11 protein-coding genes are annotated in these 12,307 nt (G+C 35.7%); 5 read left to right on the top strand and 6 right to left on the bottom strand.

Annotation, left to right across the window (positions count from 1 at the left end):
• Nucleotides 1-25 precede the first annotated feature (25 nt).
• A complete protein-coding gene (locus tag NCE97_RS08810) occupies nt 26-748 on the top strand; it encodes a head GIN domain-containing protein (RefSeq protein ID WP_353778679.1) in 723 nt (240 codons plus the stop codon).
• Nucleotides 749-804: 56 nt separating this feature from the next.
• Here the strand turns inward: NCE97_RS08810 and NCE97_RS08805 are convergent, their stop codons facing one another.
• The 3 genes from NCE97_RS08805 to NCE97_RS08795 all read right to left on the bottom strand — a co-directional run bounded on the left by NCE97_RS08805 (nt 805) and on the right by NCE97_RS08795 (nt 4,196).
• Nucleotides 805-2,031 (bottom strand): Lcl C-terminal domain-containing protein, encoded by a 1,227-nt coding sequence (locus NCE97_RS08805; protein ID WP_353778678.1) that lies wholly within the window; start codon nt 2,029-2,031, stop codon nt 805-807.
• A 96-nt stretch (nt 2,032-2,127) separates the two neighbouring features.
• Nucleotides 2,128-2,886, bottom strand: coding sequence for a DUF5004 domain-containing protein (locus tag NCE97_RS08800; RefSeq protein WP_353778677.1), 759 nt, complete (start codon nt 2,884-2,886; stop codon nt 2,128-2,130).
• Between the two features lie 95 nt (nt 2,887-2,981).
• Nucleotides 2,982-4,196 carry a TlpA disulfide reductase family protein gene (locus NCE97_RS08795; protein ID WP_353778676.1) on the bottom strand — a complete coding sequence of 405 codons (1,215 nt, stop codon included), beginning with the start codon at nt 4,194-4,196 and terminating at the stop codon, nt 2,982-2,984.
• A 118-nt stretch (nt 4,197-4,314) separates the two neighbouring features.
• Between NCE97_RS08795 and pheT the strand changes: the two genes are divergently transcribed.
• A complete protein-coding gene (gene pheT / locus NCE97_RS08790; protein ID WP_353778675.1) occupies nt 4,315-6,738 on the top strand; it encodes a phenylalanine--tRNA ligase subunit beta in 2,424 nt (807 codons plus the stop codon).
• A gap of 53 nt (nt 6,739-6,791) precedes the next feature.
• Here the strand turns inward: pheT and NCE97_RS08785 are convergent, their stop codons facing one another.
• The 3 genes from NCE97_RS08785 to NCE97_RS08775 all read right to left on the bottom strand — a co-directional run bounded on the left by NCE97_RS08785 (nt 6,792) and on the right by NCE97_RS08775 (nt 8,778).
• The gene (locus NCE97_RS08785; protein WP_353778674.1) at nt 6,792-7,265 is read right to left on the bottom strand and encodes a YHS domain-containing (seleno)protein; all 474 of its coding nucleotides are present in this window, start codon (nt 7,263-7,265) and stop codon (nt 6,792-6,794) included.
• Between the two features lie 13 nt (nt 7,266-7,278).
• Nucleotides 7,279-7,632: a hypothetical protein gene (locus tag NCE97_RS08780; RefSeq protein WP_353778673.1), complete on the bottom strand. Its 354-nt coding sequence runs from the start codon at nt 7,630-7,632 to the stop codon at nt 7,279-7,281.
• Nucleotides 7,633-7,725: 93 nt separating this feature from the next.
• Nucleotides 7,726-8,778: a helix-turn-helix domain-containing protein gene (locus NCE97_RS08775; RefSeq protein ID WP_353778672.1), complete on the bottom strand. Its 1,053-nt coding sequence runs from the start codon at nt 8,776-8,778 to the stop codon at nt 7,726-7,728.
• A 121-nt stretch (nt 8,779-8,899) separates the two neighbouring features.
• On the opposite strand from NCE97_RS08775, the gene tpx reads away from it, so the two are divergent.
• From tpx to NCE97_RS08760, 3 genes are all read left to right on the top strand, one after another.
• Nucleotides 8,900-9,400, top strand: a complete 501-nt coding sequence (gene tpx, locus NCE97_RS08770) for a thiol peroxidase (RefSeq protein WP_353778671.1) — start codon at nt 8,900-8,902, stop codon at nt 9,398-9,400.
• 8 nt (nt 9,401-9,408) lie between these two features.
• On the top strand, nt 9,409-9,783 hold the full coding sequence (locus tag NCE97_RS08765) for a diacylglycerol kinase (RefSeq protein ID WP_353778670.1): 375 nt from the start codon (nt 9,409-9,411) through the stop codon (nt 9,781-9,783).
• A 103-nt stretch (nt 9,784-9,886) separates the two neighbouring features.
• Entirely contained in the window at nt 9,887-12,298 is a 2,412-nt protein-coding gene (locus tag NCE97_RS08760; RefSeq protein WP_353778669.1) for a DNA translocase FtsK, read from the top strand.
• Nucleotides 12,299-12,307: the final 9 nt, after the last annotated feature.

Raw genomic sequence — 12,307 nt, 5'->3', positions numbered from 1 at the left:
ATATAACAACAAAAAACGAACAGTAATGAAAAAACCAATCTTAGCAGTAATTGCAATCCTCAGTGTAAGCTTATCATATGCACAATTGTGGGGAAAGAAAATCAAAGGAAATGGTAATATGACCACTATTTCGAGAACAACAAGTGACTATGACGCTGTAAAGTGTGCTGGCTCTTTTGACTATATCTTAGTTGCAGGTGAGGAAGGAAAGCTAACCATTGAAGGTGAAGAAAATCTATTAGAATACATTATTACTGAAGTTAAAGACAATAAACTTATAGTAAAGACTAAGAATAATGTGAATCTTAAGACTAGCTGGAACAAAACTATCAAAGTAACTATCCCATTCAAGGATATCAGTGTTGTAGCCCTATCGGGTTCTGGAGATCTTTACAATAAAGATGTAATTAAATCTGACGACCTGGTTGTAGCTCTTGCAGGATCTGGTGATGTCATATTAGATATCAATACACAAAAAGTTAAAGGAGCAGTTTCTGGTTCTGGAGATTTAACACTCAAAGGAAACACAAACGATTTAGACGCTCGTGTAGCAGGTTCTGGAGACTTTCATGGTTTCAATCTAGAAGCAAATAATACAGTAGTTTCTGTTGCTGGTTCTGGAGATGCAGAAGTGGTAAGCAGAAAAAGCCTTAAAGCCCGAGTTTCTGGGTCGGGAGATATAGAGTATAAAGGAAACCCAGAAAAAGAAGACACTAAAGTTTCAGGTTCAGGAAGCATTAGTAATTAATTGTCATAAAACATGGTTACAAAAAAAGCCTCTCAGAATTGAGAGGCTTTTTATATTTAGAAGGAGCGTATCGCTCGATAATCCCATAAATCATATTTCCAGAGTGTAGTAGTATTTCCTTCTTCAAAAAAGATTACCCACATTCTACGAACCTCGGAGTCATCATCCGTAGAGCTACAAAATGCACCTTCAGATATGTCTCCTAGGCCTTGGCTTACAAGATTATCATAAACCAATGAAAGCTCTCCTATCGAAGGTAAATACCAATCATCCTTTCCTCCAAAAACAAGATCGTCACAATTTTTAGCTGCGACATCACCTGTACTTTGTATCACACCAACCGGGTTAACAAATTCCTGACATTGCTCTGGGTTATTGTAAAAATCGATGTTATTGTGGAAATCCAAGATAATATTTGTGTTAGCCTGTCCCGAACCTACATCGCTCGATGTTCCAGATATAGCCATATTATAGCAACCCCATTGAGTTTGAAACTCAGTAGAGCTCGGTGCTATTTCTAGACCATTCATACCTCCGTTAGTTACATGAAAAACATATCCTCCACCTGGTCCAATATCTCCTATCTCATAGGCAGTAGGAGCCTCACAATTTCCTAAATCATCTATTATTGCTTGTATGTCTCCATTTGGATCTCCACATGCCGTAATTTGCTCTTGTAGTGCTGCTATATAAGCTGAGCACATTGCATTATATGTATCACTTGTCGCATTTTCTAATTCGGCTTGTGCAGTTTCTGCACCTAGAGTAGCCATTTCGCAATCATCGTTTTGAACACTCGAACAATCTCCCAAACCATCAATAATGGCTTGTAAACTTCCATCTGCATCTCCACATTCTGCAATCTGATTTTCTAGAGCTGCGATATAAACTGTACAAAAGTTTCCATATTCTTCATCTGGCGCATTCTCTAGATTAATTTGAGCAAGGTTAGCTGCGTTTTCAGCAGCTTCACAATCATTAAAAGTCTCTGGATCTTGACAATCTCCTAAAGCATCAATAGCCTGTTGTATGGAACCGTCAGGGTCTCCGCATGCTTCGATCAAAGTCTCTAGAGCATTCACATAATCCGTACATAGTTCAGTATAATTACCATCTATTATGTTGGTAAAAGCAAGTGCTGCATCTGCAACATCTAAAGTGGCCTGCTCGCAAGACGTATTATTCTGTTGATTACCCTCAATACCCTCATCCAATGGTTCATCTTCACAGGTTATTGCTACGAATAGAAATAAAAAAGCAAAAAGCGAAAGTATTTTTTTCATAATAGATTTAGATTGATTTAGCGTATACAAACTTAACATTTTTTATGAATCAAAAAAGCCACTCGGTTGAGTGGCTTTTCTTAAGTGTCTATTTTTTTACTGTTTTGTATACACAAACGTTAAGTCTTGAGTAATTGTAACTGTTAAATCTTCACTATCAACAACGACAAAACCGCTTTCAATAAAAATACTAAGTTCGTTACCATCTTTGGTCGCATTAAGGGCGTCGCCATTAACTGTAAGAACATAATTTCCGTTTTGTTCTTCCCAAGTAAAAGAGGATTCTTCAAACTCTATGATACAGTCTACTGAAAACTCAACTGTATTATTATCTCCTATTTCTCCTTCTATAAGAATATCTGCATAAGAGTTATTTGTAGAAACTCCAGTACCATCTGCATTGAACTCTAAAAATTCATTGTTATAACAGTCCATTTCCTGTAAGAAGTCAATATTCTCTGTTCCGTCGTTATTTAAGTCTATTGGCTCCTCACCTATCCAGGCTGTTAATTGCCAAGTGCCAACTATATCCACTTCTGTTTGCCCATTACCATCATCACCACAATCTCCTAAAGCATCTATTGCAGCTTGTATCGCGCCTTCTGAATCTCCACATGCGGCAAGTTGTACTTCTAATGCATCTCTGTAATCCAAACAGAGTTCAGTATAGTTCTCATCATCTTCTGTAAGGTTTATAAATGCTAGAGCAGCATCAGCAACATCCAATATTGCTTGCTCACAAGTAACATCAGGATTTTGGTTATTAGCCTCTATTCCGTTATCTAAAGGCTCATCATCACAAGTAATTGCTGTAAATAAAAACAGGAATGAAACAAGGGCAAAAATTCTCTTCATAACAATAATTTTATTCTACAAACATAATGCAATTTTTAGAATATTATTGCCAAGGAAAAGTTACACTAGCCTACAAGCAAATTATTTAATAACATTTATTCCTTGAGTAACTGGTCTACAAAGCTTTCAAACTCGGTAACGAATTCGGTATATTTTTTTCCAGTAGCTGGACCATTGAATCCTGTATGGATTTTCCTAGCCTCTCCTTTTTTATCAATGAATAAGGTTGTTGGGTAGCTAAGCACATGATTTAGCATTGGTAATTTTTCATTAGCCTTGGACTTACTCGATGTCCCAACCTGAGCCAAAAGAATAGGATATGTAATCCCAGTATGCTCTCGTAATCGTTTAATATTGTTGATCGCTCTCTCTTCAGTCTTGGCGTACTCAAAAGCTAAAGCTATGATTTCTAAATCTTCATTGGCATGTTCCTGATAGTATTCTGAATAGAAACGGCTTTCATCCAAACAATTTGGACACCAAGTTCCCATAATTTGCACCAAAACTACCTTATCCTTGAAACGTTCATCCTCCAAGGACACCATAGTACCATTTTCATCTGGAAAGCTAAATTCTACCTTATCGTATCCTTCTTTAAGGTATGTCAAGCTATTCGCATCTGGTAATTCGTAATTATCATTACGTGTTGCAGTAAAATTAGCCTTGTAATGATTCCCAGAATAAAACGTACCCTCCAAAACTGAATCCTTAACATTACCTGTGAATAAAAAAGCGTGAGCTCCATCGAATGTAGACAGCTTAATTTTGTCCTTCGATGTTACACCATCTAAATATCTATAGTCACCAGTAGTAGTTCTTATTGTGCCTCGCAATATACCATGCTCCACTTGTTCAAAAATTCCTTTACCTGTATAACTAGAACCATCTTCTTCAATAAAATTCATCTCCCATTCTCCAGTAACATCAACTTTTGGTTCCAAACGATCTATAAATCTATTGTTTTCCCCATACATAAATCTAACTGGTACAATTCTATTAAGGCTTTCCTTTATATACTTCGCGTCGGTGATATTACCATTTTTGTAAGCTCCAACAATGTAGCCCTCATAAACTGGGAAATTAATCTTTATAGAATCATTAAAAAAAGTAACTAAATCGGTAGTGATTACTTCTTTTCCGTTATAAATATTTATGACACTCCCCTCTTTAACACTAATATTAAATGGCAGTACTTGGTTATCGCTAAGATCCATCATTACACGGTAAGATCCAGGTTTTAATGTCTCCGAAAAATCCTGCTTGCATCCAACGATAAGAACAAATACCAAAAGGGCTGTAAAAAGTCTCATATCTATATTTTTATACATGAATCGAAATAACAATAAAAAGCTTACATAAAAAAGCATTATCACATTTCATTAAGAAAACAGGTTTGCTATCTTTGCGGTTTCAAGCTATTTACAACAAATGAAGATATCATATAACTGGCTAAAGCAATTTATAAACACAGACTGGAGTGCTGAAAAAACTGGAGAATTACTAACTGATCTTGGTTTAGAGATAGAAGGTATTGAGACGTTTCAATCTGTAAAAGGCGGATTAGAAGGGATTGTCGTTGGAGAGGTTTTAACGTGTGAAAAACATCCTAATGCAGATAAATTAAAAGTTACAACTGTAGACGTAGGAGGAGAATCTCCTCTACATATCGTTTGTGGTGCGCCAAATGTAGCTAAAGGGCAAAAAGTTCCTGTAGCAACTATAGGCACTACATTGTATACTCCAGAAGGTGAAGCATGGAAGATAAAAAAGGGTAAGATTCGTGGTGAAGAAAGCCATGGAATGATATGTGCCGAGGATGAATTAGGCTTAGGATCATCACATGATGGTATTATGGTCTTGGACGATGCTCTTAAAGTCGGTACTCCTGCAGCAGATATTTTTGATGTTGAAAATGATCATGTATTTGAAATTGGTCTTACTCCAAATCGTGCTGATGCCATGAGTCATTTTGGAGTTGCTCGCGACCTTAAAGCTGGGCTACTTCAACATGAAACAAATCTCGAATTAATCACGCCTTCAGTTAGTGCATTCCACACAGATAATAGAATGCTAAAGATTGATGTCGATGTACAGGATAAAGAAAGAGCTCCACGCTATTGCGGTGTTACTATTTCTGGACTTAAGGTTGAAGAATCTCCTACTTGGCTTCAGAATAGATTAAAAGCCATAGGCCTCTCTCCTATCAACAATATTGTCGATGCTACGAATTATGTACTTCATGAACTTGGACAGCCTCTACACGCTTTTGATGCTAGAAAAATTTCTGGGAACAAAGTTGTCGTAAAAACTCTAAAAGCCGGTACAAAGTTTATCACTTTAGATGAAGTAGAACGCGAATTGCATGAAGATGATCTTATGATTTGTGATGCAGAGAAGCCAATGTGCATCGCTGGTGTTTTTGGAGGCATACATTCTGGTGTTACTGAAGAGACTACCAATATTTTCTTAGAAAGTGCTTATTTCGATCCTGTTTCTGTAAGAAAGACTGCAAAACGTCATGGACTCAATACCGATGCATCGTTTAGGTTTGAACGTGGTATCGATCCAAACATTACTGAATATGCTCTAAAACGTTGCGCACTGCTCATTCAAGAATTAGCTGGTGGAGAAATTACTAGTGATGTCATAGACATGTATCCAAACAAGATTGAAGATTTTCAGGTACGATTGAGTTTTGAAAACGCTAAGAAATTGATAGGAGAAGAAATTCCAAGAGAGACTATAAAAGGTATTTTGACTTCTCTTGATATAAAGGTGAATAATGTTACTGAAACTGGCTTAGGGCTTACAGTTCCTGCATACAGAAATGATGTGCAGCGCGAAGCTGATGTGATTGAGGAAGTTTTACGTGTATATGGATACAATAACATAAACACAACTGAAAAACTGAATGCATCTATCTCTTATTCAACAAAGATTGAAGATCACAATATTCAGAATGTTGTAGGAAATCAGTTAGCTGCACAAGGTTTTAATGAAATCCTATCAAACTCATTAACGACTCCAGATTATATTGAGCTGACTGAATCCTTAAAGGCGGAACATAATGTTACCATGCTAAATCCTTTGAGCAACGATCTTGCAATTTTAAGGCAAAGCATGTTGTATAGTGGTTTAGAAGCCATCTCACATAATATCAATAGAAAGCAGCAAGATCTTAAGCTGTTCGAATTTGGGAAAACCTACCATAACTACGAAAAGCGCGAAGAATACAAACATCTATCGTTATTAGTTACAGGTAATCGTGCTTCTGAAAGTTGGTACGATGCGACAAAAAAAGGAGACTTCTTCTACTTCAAAGGTATACTGATCGCATTATTGGAGCGCTTAGGCATCAATAATGCTAAAGCATCACCAATAAAGAATGATCAGTTTAGTGAAGGCTTATCATTAGGTTTTGGAAAGATTAGGCTTGTGGAGTTTGGTTTGGTAAAGAAATCTATTCTGAAAGCTTTTGATATAGATCAGGAAGTATTGTATGCAGATATCAATTGGGATAATGTGATAAAGGTTATTAGTGGAAAACCAGTAAAGGTTGATGAGATTTCTAAATACCCTGAAGTTCGCAGAGACTTCGCCTTATTGTTAGATGACAACACATCTTTCGAAGAAATATATACAATTGCTAAGCAGACAGAGAAACAGCTATTAAAAGATGTAAACCTTTTTGATGTCTATCAAGGCAAGAATCTTCCAAAGGGCAAAAAGAGTTATGCCGTGAGTTTTATCATTCAAGATGAAAGCAAAACGCTAACTGATAAGCAAATTGATAAAATCATGTCCAAGCTTCAGAATAATTTTGAAAGTAAGCTTGGCGCAGAATTAAGATAAATAAAAACCCTTTCAAACTTGAAAGGGTTTTTGATTTTTAGACAATTCCTCTTTTAGTTATAAGTACTCTTCAACTTTGACCAGTTCTTATTCGCAGTAGCAACTAATTTCTTATGGTTATTTTCAGCTAACCATAATTGCTGAGCATCCAATTCTATATTGTATAAAAACAAAAAGTACTTTCCGTTTTCAACAATGAATTTATTTGGGTCTGGTCTAAATTTTGCACCTGCGTACACACCAAAAGCACAGTAACCACCATATTGAGGTAAGTACTTGTTTGGATTGCTATCAAAAGCTTTCTTCTGATCTTCAGACGTAAAATAGTATACAATCTTATTGTGTTCAGACTTATACTGCTTTAATCCTTTTTGAGCAATTCCTAAATCCAAATATGACACAGGACTATAGCCTTGTAAAGCAATATTACTGTTGTCTATGTTATTAGCTTTTTTATCTTGCGCTTCTACCGTTATTGCTGTTATAAATGTCATAACCAACAGCATTGTTTTAATTATATTTTTCATTATTTCTTGTGTTTTAATTTGCGTTAAAATATTCTTCTTGAATTACCTTACCTTCAGCATTCCAGATACGACGGATAACTTCATGCCAATAAATATCACTTCCATCCTTCATTTTAAAATCAAATGTGAATTCAGAAGCTGATACATTTCCATCAACTATTGAGTGATGGTGAGTAATACCATTCACTTCAGCGATAGCACCAGCAAAGCCTTCCATTTTCTCAACCATCTGTTGCTTATTGGATGTTTTTACGCCTCCAAAATCTGAAGTTGTTGCATTGTCTGCAAAAAATTGTTTGACAGCATCTACTATAGCACCTTGTGCCACTATGCCATCCATTTGTGTAACTAAATTTTTAATATTCATTCTTTTTAATTTTTAAGATTAAACAAACCTTGATTTGTATTTACAAGGCAAATTTCTGAATGAATAAGGGCTAATTAGCTACAAAAAAGACGCTTATAATTGTACTTTTTCTTCTCTAAATTGTGTTGGTGAGAATGTTGTATGTTTTTTGAAAAATGTAGTGAAGTGGTTCGATTCTTCAAACCCAAGTTGAAAAGCTATGTCATTAACTTGAGCTCCTTCGAGTAGTTTTTGCTTTGCAGTATGAATTAATTCTGCTCTGATCAACTGTCCTAATGATGTGTTCAGTTTAGTCTTGACTTTCTTCGATAAGGCTTTGACAGATAAATGCATCTTGTCTGCGTAGAAACCTAATTGATGCTCAGACGTATGATATGTTTTGAGTAACTCCAAGATATCCTGGACAAATGTTTCTCGTTCATCAAATTCGAAATCGCTTCGGAATTTTAAAGGAGAAACTCCAGATTTAACTTTGAATATTTTATTGAAATAAGCTGTATCGTTATATCCAAGTTCATCAGCAATTTCTTGAACTGGTTTATCTGTAAATGCCAACTGTTTTTGTCCTTCCAGAATGCGTTTGTTCAGCAATAAGTTTTTTACGGACAATCCTACTTTATTTTTAACTAACGCCTGTCCTTTATAGCCTTTGTCTCCAATCAAAGCGACTACATCATCATTAGTAAGGTTATTGTTGTATTCTGTATCTATGACCTCCTTAACATCAAAAATTAAATGGTATTCATCTTTATTAGCATGAAAAGGGTTTTGCCAATACCATTGTTTTGAAGACATATCTATAATATCGCTCGTAGCATCGCTAAATACGGTATTAGTGAGGTAACTGTGACAATCTTCACATTCCTTGAAGTTTATGTATCCCAATGAAATTAGGTGTTTAAAAAGTACTCTTACGTCCTTACTTCTAAACATAATCTCATCATCGAAAACAAATTTTCTTACCTCAAAATCTTCAGATAAGAACTTTATATATTGACCTTTTTCGAGGAAAATAATCTTGTCTTCCCAATCTAAATACGTTTTAAAATCTACTTCAATACTGCCATGTCCAGATAGGATTTGATACATGGAATAGTCATTTACAAAATAAACTTTGCCTATTTCTGGAGTAAACTTACTGACCATTTTAGTTGATTAATACATAGTCTTAGTGCGACATAACTTTAAAACCTAACATTATTCTTTTTTGTACTCATAAGCTTCAAATAATATGTATTTTTATGGTTCAAAATTTTAAACTAAAATAATGGCATCAATCACATTAGGAGGACATCCTGCAAATACAGTTGGTAATTTACCAGAAGTTGGATCAAAAGCACCAGATTTTGCACTAACAGCTACAGACCTATCTAGCAAAACAATGGCAGATTATTCAGGAAAAAAATTAGTACTAAATATATTCCCTAGCGTAGACACTGGAGTGTGTGCACAATCCATAAGAGTATTCAATGAAAAAGCTGCATCATTAGACAATGTCGTAGTATTGTGTATCTCAAAAGATCTTCCGTTTGCTCAAGCACGTTTTTGTGGTGCAGAAGGTATAGAAAATGTTATCCCACTTTCAGATTTTAAAACTGGGGAGTTTGGTAATAACTACGGTGTTACATTTGCAGATAGTGCTTTCGAAGGTTTGTTGTCTCGTTCCATAGTTATTGTGAATTCTGATGGTACAGTTACACATACAGAGCAAGTGCCTGAAACTGGAAACGAACCAAACTATGACGCTGCACTTTCAGCATTATCATAGTCTACGACATGACACAAAAGAAAGAATCTTTTTTAGTAAATAGAATAAAGAGTGTTGGCTATGCCTTAAAGGGTGCTATCTATCTCGTAAGAACAGAAGCCAGCATTAAGATTCAGGTCTTTATAGCAATTGCAGTAACAGTGGCTGGATTTTATTTTAAGATTTCAAACTTTGAATGGATTCTACAAATCAGTATGATTGGTTTGGTAATGAGTATTGAAGGTGTCAACACAGCTATAGAATACATTGCAGATTTTATTCACCCAGAGCATCACCAAAAAATTGGTCGTATCAAAGACATTTCTGCTGGTGCTGTTTTTATTGCAGCGATAACTGCTACAATTGTCGCAGGATTCATTTACTTACCAAAGATTATTGCTTAATCAGTGGAATAATAGTGAGTGTGAATATCTTGTCAGCAATTTTTTAAAATAAAACACCGTTAATAACTGTAATTTGTATTTTTGTTTTAATTAAAAGGGATTAATGGCGAAAAAGACCAGCAAAAGAAAAACCAAGAACAAACCAAAGCTTAAATCACTTACCTTTAAATTATCAAGCCAACAAAAACTCGTCCTAGGCAGTTTATTGATTATTTTCGGTGTCCTGCTTTTTGTATCCTTTTTATCTCATCTATTTAGTGGTAAAGAAGATCAAAGCATCCTGACAAGCTTTCCTGAGCGTTCTGGTGATTATAAAAATTGGATCAGCCAAGGAGGAGCCTGGTTAAGCGACCTGTTTATCAACAGAGGTTTTGGTATTGCTTCATTTATATTCTCTGGCTTATTTTTTCTTTCTGGTATCTATGTCACTCTAGATCTCAAAAAAGCTAAGCTTCGCAAACACTGGATTTGGGGAACACTAATAGTAATTTGGCTATCTATCTTTTTCGGCTTCTTTGCACATAAGTATGACATGCTTGGTGGAACTATTGGTTATGAAATGAATTCGTTCTTCCAGGATTACATAGGCAAATTGGGTACCGCTCTACTCCTACTATTTGGATTGATTGCCTATGCTGCAATACGATTTAAAGTTACTGGAGAGACGTTCGTAAATCTCTTCAAAAGTGCAAAACGAGATATTAAGTCTGAATTAGATTCTTTTGAAACCAATACAGAAGAAGAGGTTGTAGTTCCTATTGACAATGCACTAACTGAAGAAGCAGAGGAAATAAAGTCTGCTTTTGAAATTCCTTTAGAAAACCTCGAGCCCACAATAAAGCATCATTCTTCACCTAAGGAAAAGGTTGTTAAAGAAGAACCAGAAATGGAGATTAAGGTCGTAGAACCAGAACCTGAAACTCCTAAGGTAGATATTGAAGTTGAAACGATTAAAGAAGAAAAGTCAGAAACCGATAATCTGGCAGATAAGTTAGTAGAAGACTTTGGACAGTTCGACCCAACTCTAGAACTTGGCAAATATCAGTTTCCACCTTTAGATTTATTGAAACAATACGATACCGAAGGCATCACTATAAATAAAGAAGAGCTCGAAGAAAACAAGAACCGTATTGTAGAAACGCTGAACAATTATAAAATTGGTATTTCTAGCATCAAAGCAACAATAGGGCCTACAGTAACACTCTACGAAATTGTTCCTGAAGCTGGTGTAAGAATATCCAAGATCAAAAACCTAGAAGACGATATTGCCTTATCACTTGCAGCATTGGGTATTAGAATTATTGCACCAATCCCTGGAAAAGGAACCATTGGTATAGAAGTACCAAATAAGAAGGCTACGATAGTATCGATGCACTCAGTAATAGCGTCTCAGAAATTCCAAAAGTCCGAGATGCAATTACCAATTGCTTTAGGAAAAACCATTAGTAACGAAACACTAGTGGTAGATTTGGCAAAGATGCCTCACCTATTAATGGCTGGTGCAACTGGACAAGGTAAATCTGTTGGATTGAATGCGGTATTGACTTCTCTACTCTACAAAAAGCATCCAGCCGAAGTAAAATTCGTTTTGGTAGATCCAAAAAAGGTTGAACTTACTTTATTCAATAAGATTGAGAGACATTACTTAGCTAAACTTCCAGATAGTGAAGATGCTATTATCACAGATAACACCAAAGTGATCAATACACTGAACTCGCTTTGTATAGAAATGGATAATCGCTACGAATTGCTAAAAAATGCATTCTGTAGAAATATATCAGAATACAACGCTAAGTTCAAAGCAAGGAAGCTAAATCCTAACGATGGCCATCAATTTTTACCATACATTGTACTGGTTGTTGATGAGTTTGCTGACCTTATCATGACGGCTGGTAAAGAAGTAGAAACACCAATAGCACGTTTAGCGCAACTTGCAAGGGCAATTGGTATTCACTTAATCATCGCAACACAACGACCATCTGTAAATGTTATTACTGGTATTATTAAAGCCAACTTCCCTGCGCGTATTGCATTTAGGGTGACTTCAAAAATTGACTCCAGAACTATTTTGGATGGCTCTGGTGCAGATCAATTAATAGGTCGTGGAGATATGCTATATACCCAAGGTAATGATATGATTCGTATACAATGTGCTTTTGTAGACACTCCAGAAGTAGAACGAATCACTGAATTTATTGGCTCTCAAAAAGCATATCCAAATGCGCACCTTTTACCAGAATATGTTGGTGAAGAAAGTGGCACAAGTCTTGATATAGATATCGCAGATAGAGATAAATTGTTTAAAGAAGCAGCAGAAATCATAGTCACAGCACAACAAGGTTCTGCATCCTTACTGCAACGAAAACTCAAATTAGGCTACAACAGAGCTGGCCGTTTGATAGATCAATTGGAAGCTGCAGGAATTGTAGGTCCTTTTGAAGGTAGTAAAGCCAGACAAGTTTTGGTTCCAGATTTGTTAGCTTTAGAACAATTATTAGAAAACGAAAAACAATAATACGATTAG

The organism is Winogradskyella sp. 3972H.M.0a.05 (assembly GCF_040493455.1).
Taxonomy (GTDB): domain Bacteria; phylum Bacteroidota; class Bacteroidia; order Flavobacteriales; family Flavobacteriaceae; genus Microcosmobacter.
The sequence above is the reverse complement of the archived record's forward strand: the minus strand, read 5'-3'. Positions and strand labels throughout refer to the sequence as shown.